This window comes from Marinobacter sp. GH_1 (assembly GCF_048595985.1).
Lineage (GTDB): Bacteria > Pseudomonadota > Gammaproteobacteria > Pseudomonadales > Oleiphilaceae > Marinobacter > Marinobacter shengliensis.
In genome coordinates this window covers 143,088-164,789 of sequence record NZ_CP184460.1, presented here as the reverse complement: position 1 = coordinate 164,789, position 21,702 = coordinate 143,088, and the positions used below count along the sequence as shown (strand labels likewise).

Annotated in this window: 21 protein-coding genes and 1 tRNA gene; 8 read left to right on the top strand and 14 right to left on the bottom strand. The window is 57.2% G+C overall.

All coding sequences use genetic code 11. The features are described 5' to 3' along the window. Position 1: 1 nt before the first annotated feature. The 3 genes from ACNSOI_RS00730 to ACNSOI_RS00720 are packed head-to-tail and all read left to right on the top strand — an operon-like array spanning position 2 to position 1,401. A complete protein-coding gene (locus ACNSOI_RS00730; RefSeq protein ID WP_061331298.1) occupies positions 2 to 586 on the top strand; it encodes a DNA-3-methyladenine glycosylase I in 585 nt (194 codons plus the stop codon). A 57-nt stretch (positions 587 to 643) separates the two neighbouring features. Beyond that, entirely contained in the window at positions 644 to 949 is a 306-nt protein-coding gene (locus tag ACNSOI_RS00725) for a DUF6482 family protein (RefSeq protein ID WP_061331300.1), read from the top strand. Further along, positions 946 to 1,401, top strand: a complete 456-nt coding sequence (locus ACNSOI_RS00720) for a DUF3429 domain-containing protein (RefSeq protein ID WP_061331302.1) — start codon at positions 946 to 948, stop codon at positions 1,399 to 1,401. The genes ACNSOI_RS00725 and ACNSOI_RS00720 overlap by 4 nt, the downstream gene beginning before the upstream one ends. Positions 1,402 to 1,403: 2 nt before the next feature. Here ACNSOI_RS00720 and ACNSOI_RS00715 read toward each other — a convergent pair whose 3' ends face one another. The 8 genes from ACNSOI_RS00715 to ACNSOI_RS00680 form a co-directional block, all read right to left on the bottom strand. Beyond that, the gene (locus ACNSOI_RS00715) at positions 1,404 to 2,396 is read right to left on the bottom strand and encodes a sigma-70 family RNA polymerase sigma factor (protein WP_286920599.1); all 993 of its coding nucleotides are present in this window, start codon (positions 2,394 to 2,396) and stop codon (positions 1,404 to 1,406) included. A 242-nt stretch (positions 2,397 to 2,638) separates the two neighbouring features. Then, a complete protein-coding gene (locus ACNSOI_RS00710) occupies positions 2,639 to 4,090 on the bottom strand; it encodes an aspartate kinase (RefSeq protein WP_061331306.1) in 1,452 nt (483 codons plus the stop codon). A gap of 50 nt (positions 4,091 to 4,140) precedes the next feature. Further along, positions 4,141 to 5,409, bottom strand: a complete 1,269-nt coding sequence (ectB, locus tag ACNSOI_RS00705) for a diaminobutyrate--2-oxoglutarate transaminase (RefSeq protein WP_061331308.1) — start codon at positions 5,407 to 5,409, stop codon at positions 4,141 to 4,143. A 178-nt stretch (positions 5,410 to 5,587) separates the two neighbouring features. After that, on the bottom strand, positions 5,588 to 6,103 hold the full coding sequence (gene ectA / locus ACNSOI_RS00700) for a diaminobutyrate acetyltransferase (RefSeq protein ID WP_072675768.1): 516 nt from the start codon (positions 6,101 to 6,103) through the stop codon (positions 5,588 to 5,590). A gap of 148 nt (positions 6,104 to 6,251) precedes the next feature. Further along, the gene (locus tag ACNSOI_RS00695; protein WP_230713204.1) at positions 6,252 to 7,208 is read right to left on the bottom strand and encodes a hypothetical protein; all 957 of its coding nucleotides are present in this window, start codon (positions 7,206 to 7,208) and stop codon (positions 6,252 to 6,254) included. A 21-nt stretch (positions 7,209 to 7,229) separates the two neighbouring features. Continuing rightward, positions 7,230 to 8,633 carry a sodium:solute symporter family transporter gene (locus ACNSOI_RS00690; protein WP_420194904.1) on the bottom strand — a complete coding sequence of 468 codons (1,404 nt, stop codon included), beginning with the start codon at positions 8,631 to 8,633 and terminating at the stop codon, positions 7,230 to 7,232. Positions 8,634 to 8,915: 282 nt separating this feature from the next. Beyond that, entirely contained in the window at positions 8,916 to 9,887 is a 972-nt protein-coding gene (locus ACNSOI_RS00685; RefSeq protein ID WP_061331317.1) for a radical SAM protein, read from the bottom strand. Then, the gene (locus ACNSOI_RS00680) at positions 9,874 to 12,066 is read right to left on the bottom strand and encodes an FAD-dependent oxidoreductase (protein ID WP_420194903.1); all 2,193 of its coding nucleotides are present in this window, start codon (positions 12,064 to 12,066) and stop codon (positions 9,874 to 9,876) included. The genes ACNSOI_RS00685 and ACNSOI_RS00680 overlap by 14 nt, the downstream gene beginning before the upstream one ends. Positions 12,067 to 12,255: 189 nt before the next feature. On the opposite strand from ACNSOI_RS00680, the gene ACNSOI_RS00675 reads away from it, so the two are divergent. The 3 genes from ACNSOI_RS00675 to ACNSOI_RS00665 all read left to right on the top strand — a co-directional run bounded on the left by ACNSOI_RS00675 (position 12,256) and on the right by ACNSOI_RS00665 (position 13,912). Next, positions 12,256 to 12,876, top strand: coding sequence for an RNA polymerase sigma factor (locus tag ACNSOI_RS00675; protein WP_420194902.1), 621 nt, complete (start codon positions 12,256 to 12,258; stop codon positions 12,874 to 12,876). Beyond that, on the top strand, positions 12,870 to 13,145 hold the full coding sequence (locus ACNSOI_RS00670) for a zf-HC2 domain-containing protein (RefSeq protein ID WP_138437331.1): 276 nt from the start codon (positions 12,870 to 12,872) through the stop codon (positions 13,143 to 13,145). Before ACNSOI_RS00675 ends, ACNSOI_RS00670 begins: the two co-directional genes overlap by 7 nt. Before the next feature lie 95 nt (positions 13,146 to 13,240). Further along, a complete protein-coding gene (locus tag ACNSOI_RS00665; protein WP_138437332.1) occupies positions 13,241 to 13,912 on the top strand; it encodes a TVP38/TMEM64 family protein in 672 nt (223 codons plus the stop codon). Between the two features lie 78 nt (positions 13,913 to 13,990). On the opposite strand, the gene ACNSOI_RS00660 is transcribed toward ACNSOI_RS00665, so the two are convergent. Beyond that, entirely contained in the window at positions 13,991 to 14,122 is a 132-nt protein-coding gene (locus ACNSOI_RS00660) for a hypothetical protein (protein ID WP_420194901.1), read from the bottom strand. Between the two features lie 51 nt (positions 14,123 to 14,173). On the opposite strand from ACNSOI_RS00660, the gene ACNSOI_RS00655 reads away from it, so the two are divergent. Continuing rightward, a complete protein-coding gene (locus ACNSOI_RS00655) occupies positions 14,174 to 14,779 on the top strand; it encodes a TetR/AcrR family transcriptional regulator (RefSeq protein ID WP_420194900.1) in 606 nt (201 codons plus the stop codon). 58 nt (positions 14,780 to 14,837) lie between these two features. Here ACNSOI_RS00655 and ACNSOI_RS00650 read toward each other — a convergent pair whose 3' ends face one another. Next, positions 14,838 to 15,689, bottom strand: a complete 852-nt coding sequence (locus ACNSOI_RS00650; protein WP_072678081.1) for a UDP-2,3-diacylglucosamine diphosphatase — start codon at positions 15,687 to 15,689, stop codon at positions 14,838 to 14,840. Between the two features lie 135 nt (positions 15,690 to 15,824). Then, on the bottom strand, positions 15,825 to 16,448 hold the full coding sequence (locus tag ACNSOI_RS00645; protein ID WP_106694193.1) for a YbhB/YbcL family Raf kinase inhibitor-like protein: 624 nt from the start codon (positions 16,446 to 16,448) through the stop codon (positions 15,825 to 15,827). A 327-nt stretch (positions 16,449 to 16,775) separates the two neighbouring features. On the opposite strand from ACNSOI_RS00645, the gene ACNSOI_RS00640 reads away from it, so the two are divergent. After that, positions 16,776 to 18,086: an NAD(P)/FAD-dependent oxidoreductase gene (locus tag ACNSOI_RS00640; RefSeq protein ID WP_106694192.1), complete on the top strand. Its 1,311-nt coding sequence runs from the start codon at positions 16,776 to 16,778 to the stop codon at positions 18,084 to 18,086. Between the two features lie 34 nt (positions 18,087 to 18,120). On the opposite strand, the gene ACNSOI_RS00635 is transcribed toward ACNSOI_RS00640, so the two are convergent. The 3 genes from ACNSOI_RS00635 to ACNSOI_RS00625 all read right to left on the bottom strand — a co-directional run bounded on the left by ACNSOI_RS00635 (position 18,121) and on the right by ACNSOI_RS00625 (position 21,646). After that, positions 18,121 to 19,005, bottom strand: a complete 885-nt coding sequence (locus ACNSOI_RS00635; RefSeq protein WP_230713228.1) for a phosphate/phosphite/phosphonate ABC transporter substrate-binding protein — start codon at positions 19,003 to 19,005, stop codon at positions 18,121 to 18,123. Further along, positions 19,002 to 21,326 carry a putative bifunctional diguanylate cyclase/phosphodiesterase gene (locus tag ACNSOI_RS00630; RefSeq protein WP_420194899.1) on the bottom strand — a complete coding sequence of 775 codons (2,325 nt, stop codon included), beginning with the start codon at positions 21,324 to 21,326 and terminating at the stop codon, positions 19,002 to 19,004. The genes ACNSOI_RS00635 and ACNSOI_RS00630 overlap by 4 nt, the downstream gene beginning before the upstream one ends. 246 nt (positions 21,327 to 21,572) lie before the next feature. Then, positions 21,573 to 21,646 (bottom strand) — tRNA-Gly (locus ACNSOI_RS00625). Between the last annotated feature and the right edge of the window lie 56 nt (positions 21,647 to 21,702).

The window sequence follows — 21,702 nt, the reverse complement described above, 5'->3', positions numbered from 1 at the left end:
TATGACCCAATACACCGAGCGCTGCCCCTGGTGCGGCACCGACCCACTCTACGTGCATTACCACGACACCGTCTGGGGCCGCCCGGAGTACGATGACCAGGCGCTGTTTGAAAAGCTGTGTCTGGACGGCCAGCAGGCAGGTTTGAGCTGGATCACCATCCTGCGAAAGCAACAGAGCTATCGCGACGCTTATGCCAACTTTGATCCGGAAACCGTCGCCCGCTTTACCGAGCAAGACCAGCAACGCCTGCTGCAGAACCCGGGCATCATCCGTAATCGACTGAAAGTACGTTCGGTGATCAACAATGCCCGACGCTACCTTGAACTGCAGGAACAGGGCATTGGCTTTTCCTCGTTTCTCTGGCAGTTCGTTGATCACCAGCCAATCCAGAACACCTGGCAACGTTTCGAGGAAGTTCCGGCGATCACCAAAGAATCCGAGGCCATGTCCAGGGCCCTGAAGAAAGCCGGCTTCACGTTCGTTGGCCCGACCATCGTCTACGCCTTCATGCAGGCTACAGGCATGGTGAATGATCATCTGGTTCAATGCCCGGCCTATCAGGCCTGCTTTGAGATGTCACAATGATCTTACCGGAGCGGTTGCACGTAAATCCCTGGGTAACACCATTTCGGGAGCCAATCCGTGCGCATCACCCTCAACCAACTCAGGAACCTCGAGCAGCCGGTTATTGAACTGCTGGAGATCATTTCACTGGAAGGCCAGCATTACATGGCCAGACTGCACGGGCCGGATGGCCTGATGCTGTTGTCTGACGACAAAGGGCAAACACGCCTGTTTCGCAGCGCCTGGCAACTGCAGGACACCCTGAGCGATCTGGACGTGCGTGAAACCCAGATTGTTCACCCGTCCGCCTACCATGAAATGGTGGGCATGGAGCCAACAGAATTCGAACCCATGCGGATACAGGTTCAGAGGCAACGGTCGTGATTGCAGTTGCCCGTCTGGCCATCCTGGTCGGCATAGCCGGCCTGATACCGTTTCTTGCAGGAACCGCCGGCCTGTTTGCAATGCCGGGGAAAAGCATCATCATCCTGAGCTGGTTCTACGCGTACAGTGCGGGCATTCTCGCGTTCATGGCCGGCATTTACTGGACCATCGCACTGCAACTGGAGAACCGCTCCTACCCCCAGTCACCACTGGTGTCGATGTTACTCAGCCAGTTGTTTTTCGTCGCCGCCGGCGTAGGGCTGCTATTACAAACGCCCCACAAGATTGCCCTGTACACCACCGCCTACCTGCTGCTGTACATCGTCGACGCTCGCTGGATGCGGCCCTACTGGCCGGCATGGTATCTGCGACTGCGCCTGGTGCTGACCACCGTGGTACTGGCCTGCCAGGTGACCGTCGGCGTGTGGTTCTATCTTAGTCACGGTGCCTGAGGTCAGGCACCGTTGTTCGGCTCCGAAAACCACTGTTGCAGCTTCTTTAACGCGGTCTTCTCTATCTGGCGTACCCGCTCACGGCTGATTCCCAACTGATCCGACAGGGTTTGCAGCGTCTCCGGTTCGGATGCGCCCAGTCCGTAGCGTCGGGACAGAATATCCCTCTCCCGCTCAGTCAACTCACCCATCATGGCCTGCAAGGTAATCTGCCGGTCCCGCTGCCGCAGAGGATGGTCTGGAGACATGGTTTCGCCACTGGCCAGGCTGTCGCCCAGGGTAATGGTACCGTCTTCAAGCAAAGGCACATCGGTGGACACTTCCCGGGCGGCCAGCGCTCTCAGTTCGCCGATGCGCGAGGGCGAGGCCTCCATGGCTTTGGCCAGCTCGGTCTGCGATGGCGTGCGCCCCAGGGCCTGGTGTAATCGCATGGAGGTTTTTTGGAGCTGACGTATTTCCTCGACGACGTTCTCCGGTGTGTGCACTACCCGCACGCCACGCTGCAGGCAACGGCGCACCTCCTCGCTGATCCACCAGTAGGCATAGGTTGAAAAACGAAAACCCTTGGCCGGGTCGTATCGTTCAACCGCCTTGATCAAACCCACATTGGCGTCCTGGATCAGGTCTGACATGGGGATACCGTGCTGGTTGTAACGGCGGGCGATGTGCACCGCCAACCTCAGGTTGCACTGAATCAGCCGGCGCCGGCAGGCCATGGCCAGGTGATAGGCCCGGCGACAGCGGCTGGAGAAGGCACAGGCATCACCCAGGCTACCAACCACTTCCCGAAGGGTTTGTGGGGTGTCATCGGGCAAACAGAGTTCCTGGCTGATCACCCTTAAGCTGCGAATCAGCTGCCGCGCCAGGCGGCGCTCCGCATCATCGCTGAGAAGTTCATGTCGGGACGCATCCCTGAAGTACAACCCTACCAGGGAATCCCTTTCACCATCGTGGGGAAGAGTCGGAGACGGTCCCTGCCGATCATGTATCTGCATTGGCTAAGGTACCCGTTGAAACTTTGTCGAATATACGGTGAGGTCGGGCGGGCAGATTGCCCTGGAAGGCGTGGAAAACCGAGACAAACGAGCGGGGAGGTGAGGAGATCGGTCACGCCCGGCCATGTTACTTACCCGGTGAAAAACACCGGGCAAAACGGCCGACCGGGCGCCCGATCAGGAGGCAAGACGTCCTCCATTACCCACCGGCAAAGCGACCGGTTTTGCCGGTGGGTAATTCTTCAGGTGGTTGAAGCCGCCACAATGGCGTACTCGTGATTGTGGGGTTCAATCAGAGCACCGTGCAGGGCCACAATCGCCTGGTTGTAGTGGTCTTCTTCAATCACAAACTGGATATCCACCTGACGCATGCACTGGTGGATGGCCAACACGCTGATGTCCTGGTCTGCCAATGATTTCACCGAACGGGCCAGGATACCCGGCACCTTCATATCACTGCCGATGGCAGACACCAGGGCCACTTTGCGGGTACTGATCTCGGCATTGGGGAATTCTTCCTCCAGCGCCTTGACCACACGCTTCACGTGCTTGAGCGTGGTGTCCACATAATGGGTAATGGTGTTGGCGTTGGTGTCCTTGGACATGAAGCGCACCTTGAAGCGGCTGAGCACTTCCAGGATTCGGCGGTCTGAGCCCGGCTCACCCTGCATGTCCTGGTCAAACACCTCAATGGCGAACACGCCCTTGGCACCGGCCACGATTTCCACCTGCGGCTTCTCGCTGACGTAATCGCCAGTGATCAGCGTGCCGGTGTGCTCCGGTTCAAAGGTGTTCATCACCCGCAACGGAATCTCGTTCTGGCGCAGGCCCTTACCAGCACGGGGGTGAATGGCTTCCATCCCCAGGTTGGCGAGCTGGTCGGCGACGTCATAGTTGGTGCGGCCCAGGGGCACCACCTTCTCTTCACCCACAATATTGGGGTCGGCAGAACTCAGGTGATATTCCTTGTGAATGATGGCTTCACGGGCATTGGTGATCACCGCCACCCGGCTGAAGGTCATTTCACTGTAGCCCCGGTCAAAGGTTCGCATCAGGCCTTCCTTGCACTGAGCGTAGCCGGTGACAATCGGCAGTTCGCGAGTCAGGTCAACGCTGTCGAACGCCTGCTTGAGCTTCTGGTCGAGAGGCAGCAGTTCGCTGTCGCGCCAGCCGGTCAGGTCGACAAAGCGCGCATTGATGCCTTCCTGCTGCAGTTTCAGGGCGGTGTTGAACGCACTGTGGGCTTCACCGATGCCGGCGAGCATTTCCCGAACGGTCAGCAGATGCTCTTCCAGCTGGAATTGGCCATAGGAACACAGACGCTGGAGGTCGATCAGACAACCCCGCACCCCTTCAATTCGGTCGGTAATGAACTGGTCAGCCTGCTGTTTGAGCATGGGGTCTTCAAACAGTTCGCCGTTGATGTCGGTCAGGAACTGGATCAGTTTGGTGAGGTCGTCGCCCCAGGCCCAGTCTGATTCAGCGTCTGCGAACAGGGCGTATACGCCCGGCTCGCCGGTTTTCTTGTGCTCCAGCAGTTCGTTGGTGACACCACCGTAGGCTGACACCACGAAAATCCGCTGGTAGAGGTCGCTCTTCTTGCGTTTACCAATAATGATATTGTCGCGAACGGCCTCATAATTACTCATTGAGGTACCGCCGATCTTCTCGACGGTATGCTGTGCCGTAGTCATATTTTTGCCTTCGCTATCCTGCGGAATGAATGGTCTGGATGACGGGCGCCTTACGACGCCTCGCTGACACCTTCCTGCATGATTTCATCAACCGACTCGGCCAGCAGGCTGGCTCCCAGGCGCAAGTCCTCCTCGCTGGTGGTCAGCGGCATCAGGCACTTGATGACTTCGTCGTTCGGACCACTGGTCTCGATGATCAGGCCCTTCTGGAAAGCACGCTTGGTAATGGCACCGGTGATGTCCGCATGGGTCGCTTCAATGCCACGCATCAGGCCCCGGCCCTTCATCTTGAACTCACTCGGGTACTTGTCGCAGATCGCTTGCAGGGCGTCGCCCAGCACCTTGGTCTTGGCCTTCACTTCGTTAGCGAAACTGTCGTCTTTCCAGTAGGTTTCTACCGCGGCACGGGCCGTGACAAACGCCATGTTGTTACCACGGAAGGTACCGTTGTGCTCACCGGATTCCCAAACATCCAGCTCCGGCTTGAACAGCACCAGCGCCATCGGCAGACCATAACCGGACAGCGACTTGGACACGGTCACAATGTCCGGCTTGATGCCGGCAAATTCAAAGCTGAAGAACTCGCCGGTACGGCCGTTGCCCGCCTGGATGTCATCCAGAATCAGCAGGATGTCGTGTTTCTTACACAGGTCAGACAGGCCTTTGAGCCATTCGGCACGGGCTGCGTTAAGACCGCCCTCGCCTTGAACCGCCTCAACAATCACTGCCGCCGGCAATTCAACACCGGAAGAGCTGTCGGACAGCACCTTGTCCATGATCATCAGGGTGTCGATGTCTTCACCGAGGTAACCATCGTAAAACTGGAAATCAACGCTGCCCAGCGGTGTGCCGACACCACCACGGTGGTGCTTGTTACCGGTTGCGGCAACCGCACCCATGGTGACACCGTGGAAACCGTTGGTGAACGAGATAATACCGGTGCGGCCTTTGACCTTACGGGCCAGCTTCATGGCCGCTTCCACACAGTTGGTGCCGGTGGGGCCAGTGAACTGCATCTTGTAGTCCAGGCCGCGGGGATCCAGGATGTACTTCTTATAGGCTTCCATGAAGTCATGCTTGGCGGTGGTAAACATATCCAGGCCCTGGCTCACGCCGTCCGCTTCGATGTACTCAAGCAGCGCCTTTTTCAGAATATCGTTGTTGTGGCCGTAGTTCAGGGAACCGGCACCGGCCAGGAAGTCTAGGTACTGTTTGCCGTCTTCGGTGTACAGGTGCGCGTTCTTGGCACGGTTAAAAATCACCGGGAAGGCACGGGAATAAACGCGTACTTCGGATTCAGTGGACTTAAAAATTTCCATTGTCTTGCCTCTTAGCATGTCAGGTTCGAGGTAATTGCGCGGGGAGCCTGCTGGTAATACGTGTCGGTCGCAACAAGCCCGCCGTGCGTTGATGTCAGCCCTTTGGCAGGCCCACCTCGGGTGGCCCGCCGGCTGTTTCTAGTCGCTATCGGCGATTCACATTGGTGAATCAGGGCACTCAGACAGGCTTCGTGAAGGGCCCGATGCGCAGCAGGAACTCGGAGTCGTGCTTGCCGCCAAAGTGGGTCTCTTTCTCGAAGTGCTCGTGATAGGTGAGCTCGGCTCCCAGATCACGTGCAAAAGAGCGGAACAGCGCCCAGGAGGCCTCATTGTCTTCGGTAATCGTGGTTTCCAGATGCGTGACATTCTTGCACGCTTCGCGACCCACAATTTCCTTCAGCATCCGCTTGGCGAGGCCCTGTCCACGACCTTTCTCGTGAACCGCCACCTGCCAGACAAACACGGTCTCGGGCTGTTGGGGAGGGATGTATCCGGAGATAAAGCCGACCAGATCGCCTTCCTTCTCCGCGGCCACGCCGGTTTCGGCAAAGTGGCTGCACTGCAACAGGTTGCAGTAAATCGAGTTGGGGTCCAGCGGCGGGCATTCCGCTACCAGCTGGTGGAGCCTGTAGCCATCATCCTTGGTGGGTTTGCGCAAGGCGATGGCGGTGGTATTCGATCCTTCTGATGTCATAACGTGATCAATTCGCTTCAAAAGTTAGAGTTGAATTATATAGACCACAAAATATATTTCAAGTCGCCCCCCAACAGCCACCAAGAACTACCGGGGTTCGATTCTTTCAGAATAGACCGAATTGAAGCATTCGCCAGTGACAGACTGGTTACGGAATGGAAGGAAAAACCACATTGCCAGGATCCAGACTGGTTCCACCCACCAGGCGGCTCCGATAAGACACTGCCGCAGGCGAGCCTTCCGGCCACAGCCGGTCAAACTGTGACAGCCAGGCATTCACATCGTAAGCCACAGGCATCAGGGAAACGTGCAAACCGGGCCGCGCCAAGCCCGCCACAGGCTCAGAGAAGGGGCTCGTAAAGCCAATACGGGTAATCAAACCGCGTGGGTCAGAGCGCAGGTTACCCATCCCCGCCGCGCCGTTATTGGTCACCAGGCAAGGGCGCCCATCCACTTCTCCAGACCAGAGAACCGGCAGGCAGGTGTGAGTGCACGCGATCACATCGGCACCGGTGGTGCGAAACCAACTGACCAACTGCCGGTCGTTACCGGCGGTGAATGCTTCATGCGACAACCCCCAGCCCGCCAGCGACTCAGGGTCACCATGCAACACCAAAATCTTTAGGCCTCCAAAGATCAGGCAGCGGTATCTTGGTAATAGCGAGAGTTTCTTTTGGATATCGGGGTGTTGGTCCGCCAGCGCCTGCAGGCGTTCCATCATCTGGTTCGAACGCGCCACCACACCTTGATCCACGTACTCCGGGTAGGCACAACCACAGCCCGCTCCGGCATTGGGAAGCGATAGCTCATAATCTACATTGCCGAGAACCGCGGTATGGTCCAGAACCCGGCTGTTGATCTCCCGGAACAAGGTGTCGTCGGCGTTGAACCAGTTAAAATCGCCATTGAACACCAGTTTGACCCGGTGACCATGGCGCTCCTCCGCCTGCGCCATGGCTTCGATTTCGTCCAGGGCAAAGGGGTTGCCGTACAGCCCGCCGACGATATACAGCACACTCTCAGAGGCATGGGAGGGCTCCCCGCAAAGCGCTTCCGGCCGGTAGCGGTAAGCCAGCGGGCAGCTGCGCCCTTCTGTGTCAGCCATTGCCTGATCCCTCCCGTTTTATCACGCGCCCTCAGCAACCACAGACTTTCCGGCCAGGCGCCGCAGCAGCAAAGGCAGGAAGAAACACGCCGTACAGATCAGAAAGCCGTAGGCATTCACACCCAGCAACATGGCGTAGGCACCATCACCAATCGCCCAACTCGATGGAATAAGGCCTACCGCCAGTAGTACACCCAGCCCGAGCCCGGTCCAGAAACTGAGATGAAAGCTCCAGGGCGACCACTGGGTAAAGCCATAGAACAGGAAAACCGGCGCAAGACCCATCACCATGGTACCCGAGATGGTTGTGGCCTTGAGGATATCGGTACCTGCGAACATGGGCAGGTTGCCCAGGAAAGCAAAAATAACCATCACCACCGCGCCCACTCGCATACTCGGCAGTTTGTCCTTGGCGCGGCGAGCCAGACGGGGCAAATCCACCGCCAGGGATTTGGCCAGGGACGTGAACGTGGAATCCAGGGTCGAGCCCGCGGAGGTCATCATCACCACACTCATAAAGAACAACGCCGCCAGACCAAGGGATTGACCGACCGCCGCCGGTGCATTGCCCATGGCTTCAATGCCATTGAGACGCGCATGCACGCCCACCAGACTGAAGATAAACACTGCCACAAAGCCAAGAAGACCCGCCACCACGAAGCTCTTGAGCATGGTCTTTTCCTTGTTCACAAAGCCCCGGTCGGTCAGCACCGGGTCATGGAACGGGTAACTGAACAGCTGCAGCAAAGCCACCAGCAGCAGATCGAAGCCGGCGTTCAGGCGGAACTCGCCGTTGGTCAGCAGCGCGCTGGTATCGTTGGCCGGAATAATCAGGAACAACACCGCCCCGACGAAGAACACGAACACAAAGGCCTGAATCACATCGGTAAAGATCGAAGACCGGAGCCCGCCTTTGAGGCTGTACGCCAGGGTAAAAACGGTAAACAGCATCGCCGCAGCGTAGTATTCCCACTCACCAGGCAGGCCGAAATACCCACCGACCACGGCGGTGTTACTCCAGACTTCGTTATACAACCGGATGAGGATCGCCGCCGCAAACGCCAGCGCTGCGAACCGACCAAATCGGGAGGTCAGGAAATCCTGCAGGCTCCTGGCCCCGGTCTGGGTGCGGATCAGATAGATAACGTAACCCGCCACCGGAATCGACAACCAGTAACTGGCATAGGCCAGGCCACCGACCACGCCATACGCCGCCCCAAGATTGGCGGCGTTGGTCACCGATTTGGCAAAGATCCAGCTGATAAAGATACTCGCCGTGAGCGACCACTGGCCCACCGGATTGCCGTGGTCATCCGCGCCCTTGTAAAACGAATTCGCGTTCTTGCTCTTGGGCGACAGCACGTACATAACCACGCCGTACACCAGCAGAAATCCCCAAAACAGGGAGGCTTCAGTAATGTTCATTTTTTATTCCATTGTTTTGGTGCAGGTCATTGAGCGGTGGAGGGGGTTCCAAAACGAAAATCGTGGATTTTCTAATGGTTTTGGAACCCCCTCCACCGCTCAACGCCCCCGACATCGATAACGGCTTTCCGGTACACCACCGGTATTCAACAAGGCTGTTGGGGTTGGGGGATGCCCTCCAAAACCATTAAAAAATCCACGATTTTTGTTTTGGAGGGCATCCCCCAACCCCAACAGCCGTAACTCCAAAGCTCCAGAACCCCAGAACTCCGAAACAAGACATCAACCGGGCGCCGAACAACTAGCCCCAAACCGGTAACAGGAAAAACACCGGTGATGCCGCAACATAATCCGCTCGTCCATGCTCTCAGCCAGCGTGCCGCCCAAGTCGTACTGCGGGTCATCATCCACCAGCGTGCAGGCATACACCCGAACCTGATCTCCCTTCTTCACCAGCATCCGCGTGTAGGTGCACATGAAGTGGGAACGGGCCTCTTTGGTCGGGTACTTCTCCATGCAAGTCTCGGTAATCTCCGGGCTGCCGTCTTCAGATCCCGGCGTGCCCAGGTCCGGAAACGCGGTAAACGCCAGGTTCTCCGGAATGTTCCACTGACGGAAAATCTCACGGAACGCGGCTTCCACCTCCACCGGGTTTTCGCCGGGGTCGGTCTGCCGGGCGATGGACACCTTGAAACCTTGTTCGATCAGCCATTGGATACCGTCCAGTGCCTGGGCAAAGCTGCCTTCGCCGCGATCTTTGTCGTGCCGTGCGCGATCCGGAAAATCCAGGCTGACCCGGAAGTGAATCGGGTAGGGGTTGTCCAGTAACGGCAACACCTGGTGTTGCCGTTTATGCAGCGGCTCGGTGGCGTTGGTCAGTACAAAACAGGGCCGGTGCTGGCTGGCGTAATCCAGGATATTCACGAAATCCCGGATCACGAACGGCTCTCCGCCGGTGAAGGAGAACTGCTCCACGCCCATGTCGATGGCTTCGTGGATAAACGGTTTCACATCGCTAAGCTTCATGCCCGGAATGCGACCATCGCCGGGGTGTGAACCTTCCAGGCAGAAGGGGCAGGCCAGGTTGCAGGCGGTGCCCGTGTGAATCCACAGCTCCTTGAGCTTGTCCGCGTCGATGTATCCCCGAGGGTCGCCGTTGCGGGTGTGGGTCCAGCTGTCGAATGCCCGGGGTTCCAGCACTTCCACGGCCGGAATGCGTTTACTGCGTGCCGGTCGGGTTTCAGTCAGGGGCATAGGTGCTCCTCAATGCTTTTGTATTTTTGCCACCACGGCGCCAGCCGTGGAGCTTCTCCAGCAGCCTCAGAATGCCTTCGGGCGCGTGGGCCCGCTTCCATTCACCCGCCGCGTACTTGGCTGACTCGTTCCAGGTGGGGTACGGGTGAATGGTGCCCAGAATCTTGTTCAGCCCCAGGCCATGTTTCATCGCCAGCGTGAACTCGGCAAGAATTTCCCCTGCATGGGCACCCACCACCACGGCCCCCAGAATCTTGTCTTTGCCCGGCGGCGTGAGCACCTTGATGAAGCCGTGGTCTTCGCTCTCGGCGATGGCTCTGTCCAGATCGTCCAGGCCATAGCGAGTCACCTCGTAGGCAACCCCTTGCTGCTGAGCCTCCGCTTCACTCAAACCAACCCGGGCCACTTCCGGAGAGGTAAACGTCACCCAGGGCATTACCCGGTAATCCACCTTGAAGCGCTTGAACTGGCCAAACAGACCGTTCACCGCCGCGTACCAGGCCTGATGGGCGGCCGCATGGGTGAACTGGTACGGGCCGGCCACGTCGCCGCAGGCAAACACGTTGGGATAACGCAAGCTCATGTCGTCTTCCACCGGCACGGTTCCGTTCGGCAAGGTGTCCACGCCAATCGCTTCCAGGTTCAGGCCGGAGGTATTCGCCGCGCGCCCCACCGCCACCAAAACCTGATCAAAGGGAATCCGTATCTTCTCGCCTTCATAATCGCAATAGGCGACCTTCTCTCCATCCTCTATACGAAACTCGGCAGCGGAATGTTTCAACCGGACGTCAATTCCGTCGGATTCAAACTGTTTGAGTACCAGCTCTGAGACATCAGCATCTTCTTTTGCCAGCAATCGCTCGCCTTTTTCCACCTGGGTCACATGGCAGCCAAGCCGGGCGAACGCGTGCGCCAGTTCCGAGCCAATGGGGCCACCACCGAGCACGAGCAGGCGTTGCGGTTGCTCCTCCAGTTCCCACAAATTATCGGAGGTCAGCGGCTGCATGTCGTTCAGGCCGGGAATGGGTGGCACGGCAGGCTTGCCGCCGGTGGCGACAATGATGCTGCGGGCAGTGAGACGTTCGGTGCGGCCGTCGTTGTGCTTTACCTCCAGCTCCCAGGGCGACACGAAACTCGCCTCGCCGGAAATGCAGTCCACACCGAGCTTGCGATAGCGTTCCGGGGAATCGTGGGGCTCCACTTTCGCGATGACATCCTTGACCCGGTTCATGATGTTCTTGAACGAGCCTTTCACCGGCACCGCCTCCAGCCCGTAACGATTAGCATGGCGCAAGGTGTCGGCCGCCTTGGCGCTGCGGATCAGGGCTTTGGAGGGCACACAACCGGTGTTCAGGCAGTCACCACCCATTTTGTGCTTCTCGATCAACGCCACTTTGGCTTTTACAGCCGCGGCGATGTAGGCGGAGACCAGTCCGGCCGAACCGCCACCAATCACCAACAGGTTGTAATCGAAATGGTCAGGCTTCTGCCAGCCGGCATACACTTTGCGGCGGCGGATGAACCCCACCACAAACTTGGCGATCAGCGGGAACAGCCCCAGCAGGGCAAAGGACAGCAGCAGGTTGGCCGAAAGAATGTCACCGGTCGACTGGATTTGCCCCAGCTGGGTGCCCGCGTTCACGTACACAAAGGTACCGGGCAACATGGCAATCCAACTCACCAGGGCATAGGTGCGCAGCTTCATGGCGGTCAGACCCATGGCCAGGTTGATCAGGAAGAAGGGGAACACCGGCACCAGGCGCAGGGTGGCCAGATAGAACGCACCGTCTTTCTCGATGCCGCGGTCCATTTTGGCCACCGTTTCCGCGTAGCGCTTACGCAGGGTGTCCCGCATCAGGAATCGGGCAACCAGAAAGGCCAGGGATGCGCCCACGGTCGACGCAATGGAGACCGCCGCCAAACCGTAAAGGTTACCGAAGAAGGCACCACCGGCCAGAGTCATGATGGTGGCTCCGGGCAGAGACAGGGCGGTCACAACCACATAGATAACCGCGTAACCTGAGACGGCCAATACCAGATTCTGGTCAATCCACTGCCCGATGGCACTCTGGTGCGACTGGAGGTTTTCCAGAGTAAGAAGTTTGTGGCCGTCGAATCCGAGGAAGATCCCCACGATGGCGGCGATAATCAGAAGAAGTAAAAGCTTGCTGCGATTCATATCCATGCCTGTAAGAATTGAATAAACCAATACGCTGTTATAGCCAAGACACGATCACCGGCTGGATGTTACACAGCCCCTGAACTATTATTTTTGAGCACTCACTACAGAATACCGGAACTTTTACCGATTCCGAAACACTATACAAAGACAAACAGCCATACTGACAGCGACAAGGGACGGAAACCCATGGACACAGCGGCACGCCCTGAACTTGAAACATCACTGATCGACGACCTCAAGCGGGGCGACGCGACGGCCTATCACCGGGCAGTCCGTGAATACTCAGCCGGCATGCTCGCCGTGGCCCGGTTTTACCTGGACCACTCCAGCGCGGAAGAGGTTGTCCAGGACTGCTGGGTAACAGTGATAGATGCAATACAGAAATTTGAAGGCCGCTCAGGCCTGAAAACCTGGCTGCACCGCATCGTTGCCAATCGGTGCAAAAACAAACTGCGCTCAAGCAATCGGGAAGTGGCCACGGATTTCTCGGAAAGCCTGGAACCGGAACTGGCTGACCGTTTCAACGCCAAAGGCCATTGGGACCTGCCCCCAAAGCTTCAGTTCCATGAATCAGCCGACAATCTGCTGGAAAACGGTGCCCTCAGCGATTGCCTGGACAAACATTTGTCTGCCCTGCCGGAAACTCAGCGCTCAGCCCTGATGCTCTATGAAGCCCACCAGCATAAATCGGATGATGTCTGTAACATTCTGGATGTCAGTGCCTCTAACCTGCGTGTACTGTTACATCGGGCGAGGCAGAGGATCTTTCTCATGGTGGAGACTTTCCAGGAGACCGGCGAATGTTAATGTGCAGGGGCCTGGCCGAAATCGCCAGTGATTACATTGATGGCGAACTCAGCGGCCGTCAGAATCTGACTGTGAAAATGCACCTGATGATGTGCAAAGACTGCCGGACGTTTATTGGCAATTTGAGGGCCAGTAACAACCTACTGAGGGCGCACTCTTCGGGGCGCGCAGACGAGGAATTCCTTCGCCGGATTGATGAGCGGGTTTCCGAGGCTCTCAAGAGTCAACCCACAGGCCCAAATGACTCGAACGACACGCCTCAGTCATAGTGATATCCTGGGTTTCCCTGATACGACACGCTCTTGCTTGAGTAATCAGCCACGATATCCCAGAGCTAACCCGCCACTTCCTTGAAGGTTGTTCAATGACTCTCAGAATCACAATTCTGGTCGTGGTTCTTGTTGCGCTGGCAGCATCCTGGTGGCTGTTACAGAACCTGGGTATGCCAACGAACCTTTCTCCGGATGTTCTGTCCGCCTGGCTTGGTAGCCAAGGCGCAATCGGTCCTCTACTGCTGATAATGTTGATGATCATCGCGGTGGTGGTGGGCCCCATCCCAACCCTACCTGTCAGCGCAACCGCCGGACTTGCCTTCGGCGTTGTGTGGGGCACAGCGATCGCGGCGACCGGCGCGCTGGTCGGCGCCATGGCGGCCTTCTGGATTGCCCGAAGCCTTGGCCGCGATGCCATCTGCAAACGGTTCCCCGGCAACCCAGTGCTGGCTCCGGATGGGTCTCAGCGTTTTCTGACCATCGCAATTCTGCTGACCCGGCTGATTCCTGTATTTTCCTTTGCCCTGATCAGCTATGCCGCCGGCGTTACTGCCATTAAAGCCTGGCGTTTCGCCATCGCGACTCTGCTCGGCATGCTCCCGATGACAGTGGTCTTCGCCGGGCTGGGGAACACCTTTAGGCTAAATCCCATACTGACCGTGCTGGCCGGCGCTGCAATTCTGGCCGCCATGGTATGGTTACCCTGGTCGATCAGCCGACGCCCCGGCTCAAGGCTGGCCCGTTGGCTGCAACTAAATCAATAACAACAAAAGGGTGGGCCCAGCCTCACCATCCCTGACTTCTGGCTGGACTCTCCAGTCTGCGGGCGTAATCAAGGTAGTTCAATTGAAACGGCCATCTACCGGCTTTTTGGCGATGTGATTGATGTAGTTACTCATGATTTTCTGGGACAACGTCATGACCACTTTCAGTAGGTGCCGGTTACGGTAGCTCACCTGTTTTTGATCAGTCACTCAAGTTATAATTGAGTGAACATTCAAAGCTCACACGAAGGCGGTGTTGTTATGCCAAGACCTCCAAGCTATGACCGGGATACAGCCCTGGCCAAGGCCGTCAGTCTGTTCTGGCACAAGGGCTATCACGGCAGCTCGATGAAGCAGATCGAACAGGCGCTGGATATGCGCCCGGGCAGCATCTACGCCACGTTTGGCAGTAAAGATGGCCTGTTTTCTGAAGCCCTGGCCAATTACGCAGAGCAGGGCGGAGCCGACCTTTCGGAACACATGGCGAGTTATGACAGCATCGTTGAAGGGTTGCAGGCGTATCTTCGGAAAATCGCAAGCAGCTGCACAGACGTTGACTGCGCGCCCGCGCGCGCCTGCCTGATCGTGAAAACCTTGCTGGAAGCCAGCAACACCAACCCGGCACTGTATTCACAGGCCCAGAGTGTGCTGGCCGCTATTGAAACGTCCTTTGCCGAGCTGCTGGAAAGTGCGAGGACTCAGGGAGAAATTGCCGCCAAAACCGATTGCCGGCGGCTGGCGAGGCTACTTCAGAGCCAGATTATGGGGCTGCGCTCCATGGCTGAGCGCAACCTGTCGGCCACTGAGCTGGAACATCTGGGCGACGACATGGCGGCAATTCTAGAGGTCTACAAGGTACAGAACTGAACTCCAGCCAGGTGTCCTCTGCCAAGTTGAAACTCCTTACCCCCCGTTCAATCAGCCGCTAGCGCACGGGGCCGTTCAACTGGTCCAGAAATGCAGCTGGCAGGGCGTCGATCACCGGCCGGGCGTCACCGGCCAGTTCCGGATTGGGGTGTTCCGGTTCCCGGCTCAGGGTCACCGGCGATTCTGACCAGTGCAAAAGCTCCAGCTTGCCGTCGTCCCGCTCAACCAGCGCGGTGCAATGCTCCACCCAGTCGCCATCGTTGCAGTAGAGTCCATCTTCACTGCGAAGAAAGCCTGCCGAGTGGATGTGGCCGCAGATAAAACCATGGTAATGACCTTTCTCTGCAGCCGTCAGCGCCGCCAGCTCGAATCGCCGGATAAAGGTTCTGGCCTTACCGATCCGGCTTTTGATCCAGGCCGCCAGCGACCAGTAAGGCTTGCCTTGAAGCCGACGCAGGGCGTTGAACCAGCGGTTCAGGCGCAGCAACAGGCCGTGGGCGCGGTCTCCCACCAGCAGCATCAGCGGGCTGCAGCGCACCACCTGGTCGAACTGGTCGCCATGGCAGACCAGAAACTGACGACCGTCGGCGGTGGTGTGCACTGCCTTGTATTGCAGCTCTATGCCGGAGAAGGTCTGACCGCAGAAGCGCCGGAAAAACTCGTCGTGATTACCGGGAATGTATACCACCCGGGTACCGGTGGCGGCGAGCTCCAGCAGCTTGTGGATAACCTGCCGATGACTGTCCGGGAAATGGGCCCGGCGCTGCATGGCGATCAGGTCGATAATGTCGCCTACCAGGTACAGCGTCTGGCAGCGAACGTTGTTGAGGAAATCCAGCAGGTAGTCGGCCTGGCAATCGGCCGTTCCCAGATGAACATCGGAAATGAATACGCTGCGATACGCTCGCATGGTGCCTCCCGTGGTGTCAGGCCTGCCTTCGGTTTCCTGTAACAACCTTGGCAAGCTCCGGTGACACCCGGGTGACAATGGCAAGTCAGTTTTATGAAGTCGGGCGAAGAACCGTCCGCCCGGCGACAAACAGCGTCAGCGCAGATCTGGATTGAGAGTGTAGGTGCCGGTCACCCTGGCACTGGCCAGCACATGGCCGGCCATCGCCTGGCGCACATCGTTCCCATCAAACTCACCTTCCAGACCAAGACTGTCCACATCCAGCGCGTGCACTTCAAAATGGTAGTGGTGGATGATCTCGTCGTTCCAGGGCGGGCAGGGGCCGTCATATCCGGCATAGGTGCCCGCCATGTCCGGGTTGCCGGCAAGGAACTGGGTGTAATTATTCACGCCCCGAACGCCAATCGGACCCGGCCCATGGTCCTTGCCCTTGGGCAACACGCCGTCACTGTCTTCGCCTTCCGGGATGCGGCCGATATTGGCGGGAATGTCTGTCAGCAGCCAGTGGAAGAAATCCACCCGGGGCAGGTCGGCGGGCACGGTTTTGCCTTCCTGATTCACATCATCGGCTACGCTGGGCACATCCGGGTCAAACATCATCACCACAAAACTCTTCGTACCCTCCGGTGCCCCAGACCAGACCAACTCGGGGTTTCGGTTGGGGCCAAAGCTCATGTGGTCCTGCTCGCTGAAAACCCCAAAGGCAAACTTCTCTGGAATGGGTTGTCCCTCTTCTACACCACGAACCTCTAGTTTCACGATCGTCTCTCCTGTCGAGCGGCTTTTGATTAATTCAGCCATCGCCGAATGATACGGGACCGGCCGGTGTTCCGGTTTTATCAACCACGTCAGGTCTTTGTCCAGATTAGCAAACTAGCGGCGGAAAACACGGCTTCTGCGCTCAGGTGTAACCCAAAGCACCCGCCAGACAACACTTCTGTCCAATTGTCATCCCGGGCCGTCAACGTTAGTATAACGGTGTTAGCAGCCTACCTTTTGTGTTCACAGGTCAGACTGATCAGAGCAGACAGCCAAGCGTTTTCCCGCGAGAGCGCTTGGCTCTCATCTTCTGAAGGTCTGACTGTTATGGAAAACCTGCATCACATTGTTGTCGTCGGCGGTGGCGCCGGAGGCCTGGAACTGGTCACCAGCCTCGGCAACAAACTCGGCAAAAAAAACAAGGCTCGCATCTCCCTGGTCGACGCCGGCTTGACCCACGTCTGGAAACCTCTGTTGCACGAAGTGGCCTCCGGCTCCCTGGACGCCAGCGCCAATGAAATCAATTACCGTGCCCACGCGCGAAAACATCATTATGAATTTCAACTTGGACGAATGAATGGCCTTGATCGGGCGGCCAAGGAAATCATCATCGCGCCGTTCCTGGACGAAGAGGGCCACGAGGTGGTGCCCGAGCGTCGGATTCAATACGACACCCTGGTGATCGCCGTGGGCAGTACAGCCAACGATTTCGGCACACCCGGCGCCCAGGAACACTGCCTGTTTCTCGACAGCCTCAGGCAAGCAAGGCGATTCCATAACCTGATGCTCAACGCCTTCCTGCGCAAAAACCACGAGGCCAATCAGGGCAAACCCCATACTCTGAATATCAGCATCATCGGCGCTGGCGCCACGGGTGTGGAGCTGGCTGCCGAGCTGCGACTGGCATCCAGGGAATTGCCGGTCTACGGCATGAACCACCTGCAGTCCTCGGATGTTTCCATCAGCGTGATCGAAGCGGCAGACCGGATTTTGCCGGCCCTGCCCGGGCGCCTGTCAGCGGCAGCCACCCGTGAACTGGAACGCCAGAAGGTGAAAGTACTGACCGGGCAGCCAGTCAGCGAAGTGCGTGAAAACAGCCTGGTCATGAAAGACGGCACCGAATTGCCATCTGAAATGACCATCTGGGCCGCGGGCATCAAGGCTCCCCCGTTTCTGGCGGAGCTCGGCGGCCTGGAAACCAATCGCAGCAATCAGCTGTTGGTGAAGCAAACCCTCGAAACCACACGGGATACCGACATCTTTGCCTTCGGTGATTGCGCAGCCTGCCCGCAGCCCGATTCCGACCATCCCGTGCCACCACGGGCCCAAGCCGCCCATCAGCAGGCCGATGCCCTGTTCAAGACCCTGTGCAACCGCCTGGAGGGCAAAGATCCAGTGGCCTTTGTCTACAATGACCATGGCTCACTGATCAATTTCAGCCGTTACACGACGGTCGGCAACCTGATGGGCAACCTGTCTGGTCGCAGCATGTACATCGAAGGGAAGGTGGCCAGGTTGTTCTATGTGTCCCTGTACCGGATGCACCAGGTTGCCCTGCACGGGTTCCTGCGCACGGGCATTATCTGGCTGATGGACAAGATCAGCCGAGCGATGCATCCTCGCCTGAAGTTGCATTGAATGATGACCTGAATACTGGAATTTCCGAACGCGGCTATTTCGGCAGGGCGATGACCTCAATCGCCCTGTAGTCATCGTGGGTCACGCGGTTTATTCCCATCGCGCGCTGGGTATTCAAATACTCGGTAAGCATTGGTGAAGGTGTTGTCAGTAAATCAATTACCCGGCTGCGAACTTCCTCGCAAATCCCACTGCGGAATACAAACGGGTCATAGTGAAGCGGTGCAGAGCGCCAGAGAACGGTTAGAGTATTCTTATCAATCACGCCGCGCCTGTAGGCTTCATCTGCTCTTGAGCTGGAAACAAAGGCTGCATCCGCCTTGTTATCAAGCAACGCCATCAATGCCTTGTCATGGCTGCCCGCGTATATGTTTGCGCCAAAGAAATCGGAGAACGGCTCGCCGATAGTAGTGGCAAACTCTTTCTTTGGAACCAGGGCCCCCGATGTACTGGAGGGGTCGGTCAGCAACACCTGGGCATGTCTCAGGCGCTCAATGCTGTCTATTCCTGCCGCTTTTGGAACCACCAACAACGAGTAATAGAAACTTCCCTTTGGCGTAAAGAACCCGGCCTCTGTGGTTAATGACGCAAAGGCATCCAGGCCCGAATCTTGAGCGTGGGCGATAACATAGGACGCCGGCCCCATGACGGCCAGATCGACACCGCCCGAGAGTAAGCCATCCATCACGCTTTCGTAGGAAGTTGCTCTGACCAGCTCAACTGGCATTCCAAGCCCCTGTTCTAACAGCATGATTAACGGCCGATATTCAGTGCGCTGCTGGTCAATGTCTTTTTTAGGAACCATGGTGAAGGTCAATCGGTTCATGCTGCAGGATTTGACCTCCTGAACGGCTTCTGCACGGGAGAATGGTGCAAAAGCCACGAAGACAAGCCCTAGAGTCAACATCAACAACCTCATGCGCTGGCGGCCTCCTCTGCAAAGGTTCTGAGAAACTCTGGTATTTGCTCTGCGGGCATTGGACGCCCAAGGTGATAGCCCTGAGCGATGTCGCAGCCGGCGACTTTCAGGTGCACCAGCTGTTCACGGGTTTCTACCCCCTCGGCCACCACCTTGAGCGCCATTCGCTTGGCCAGAATAATGGTTGAGGACACAATGGGACTGTCATCGTGGCTGTTTGATATTCGATTGATCAGGCTTCGGTCAATCTTCAGCTTGTCTACCGGTACCGCCTCGAGGTGGGCAAACCCTGCATAACCGGTGCCGAAATCATCAAGACTGAGCCGGATACCTGCCCGCTTGAGGCAGTGCAGACTCTCGACGGCCCGGCCCTCCAGCATGGCGGTTTCCGTAATTTCCAGCTCCACCAGATCTGTCGTCAAACCATGGTCAGCCACCATCGCCAGTACCTCTTTACAGAATTCCGGCTGGGCCAGCTGTATCGGGGAAACATTGACTGCGACTGGCTTTGAGCTACCGTACTTCTGTTTCCAGTCAGATAACTGGGCACACGCCAATCGAAGTACTTCCATACCCAATGCCACCACAAAGCCCGTTTTCTCGGCGACAGGAATAAACCGGTCCGGATAAAGCAAACCAATACCCGGATGCTGCCAGCGCACCAGGGCCTCATAGCCGATGACTTCCATACTCTCCAGACACACCAGGGGCTGGTAGTGCAGCACGAACTCCCGTTTTCTGAGAGCCTCGGCGAAGGCTTGTTCCAAGTGAAATTCTTCCACATCAGCTACATTCAATGACTGGTCGAAAAAGCGATATTGGCCACGCCCGGCTTTCTTGGCCGAGTACATGGCTGCATCAGCGCATTTCGTCAGTTCATCAATACTCTGGCCATCCCGAGGACTGATGGCGATACCGATGCTGGGACTGGTAACCAGTTCCGTGCCTTCCAGCATGTAGGGAGCGGACAAGTGCGCAGTCAATGCTGAGGCCCACTGCTCAATGTCTGCCTCACTGCGATCGCCAGCCAGCAACACCACAAACTCATCACCGCCGAAACGAGCGGCGATGTCACCTGTTCCAAGCATTCGCTGAATACGACCCGCGACCGCTTGCAACAACAGATCGCCGATATGGTGACCGAGCGAGTCATTAATGGATTTGAAACGGTCCAGGTCAATGAACAGCATCGTTGATAACTTACGCTGTCGGCGTTGTTCCAGCACCAGCGAATCCGCCACATCCAGAAACTGGCGACGGTTGAACAAACCACTGAGATGATCAATGGAAGCGGCACGGCTACTGCGGGCATGCTCGGTCTCAAGACGCCCAATCAGTCGCTGGTTGTTCCGCTCCGACAACCGCAATGCTTCCATAACCCGTTGCTGCTGGGTCAGGCTACGAATGAGCCAGAACACAATGCCCAGAACCAGTAACGTCATCACGCTATTAGCTACCAGTTGCTTGTTCCGGCCAGGCGTAATCGGTGCAAAGATTTCATAATAGGGCTGGGCCACACTGACGGTAAAACCGTTAGCTGGACGGGTAACAAAAACGTACTGGTAACGCTCGCCCGCCAGCTCCAGCGTGGCTTCTCCGGTGACAACACGACCTTCACCTGCAATTTGAACTTTTGGAACCTGTGGACCTCCGACCACAATGCCGCTTTCATTGGCGCGCATCCACTCACCACCCCTGGAATCCAAAATCTGAATAAAGCCCGCGCCCAGCTCAACATTCTGTATAAGCCCTGCCAGGTAGGCGATGTCCAGCTCAATCAATATCAATCTTGAGGATTGGGACACGTCTGTCAGCCTGAGCGGAACCAGGAATGGCAATCGCCAGGCAGGTTCTCCCGGCGCGTATGCAGGATCCGCAACTCGGTCGGGAAGCACAGGCGCAGATCCAGTTCCGGCAAAGTGCGTCTCAGTTCCAGCCAACCAACTACCAAGCTTTGACCGTGCTGAACCCAAATGACTGGTATAGATCAGATCTCCAGATAAGTTGTAAACACTGAGCCGGTTGAACACCGGATCTTCTGCCAGAAGGGTCAGAAGCCGAGTTTCTGCCCCTTGATGCGCGATGACATCGTCAGTCACCAAGCTACCCATGGCCTTGGCACGATCAGTCATCTGCTTTAGGCTCTCCGACACAATTAACGCCAGATTGCGGTTCTCGGACAACCTCGCATTGAGTGTTTCTGCCTTTGTCGATGATCCTTGCCAAAGAAATAACACCCAGAGGAACAAAACGATAATCACCCCAAGTGCCAGCATGGTTAGCTGAACGCTATTAAGGGGGGTATCGGACTTCGTTGTCATCAAGCTAGAACCTGGAGAAAGGGGATAGATTACAGGCAGCCTCTCCAGTGGCCGTACTAATCCTATGAACTGAGCGTGCCGTTTGGCCGGCCAAACTCAGATGCCTCGAACACTAATCGCGTAGTGTGGCAGTTGCATTACAGGCCGGCTTTGTTAACAGATTCACAGCCAGGACACAGGGGCCAACCTCGGAAATCCTAAAAAGGTTGGGGGTGGAAAATTGCAGACTATGCAGAGATAGTGTCTTGGAGCGGGCGATGGGAATCGAACCCACGTCGTAGGCTTGGGAAGCCTCTGCTCTACCATTGAGCTACGCCCGCCTGCATAATGATTGCCACAGCAATATAGGCCCGGACCAGCGTCCGGGCAAGTCCCT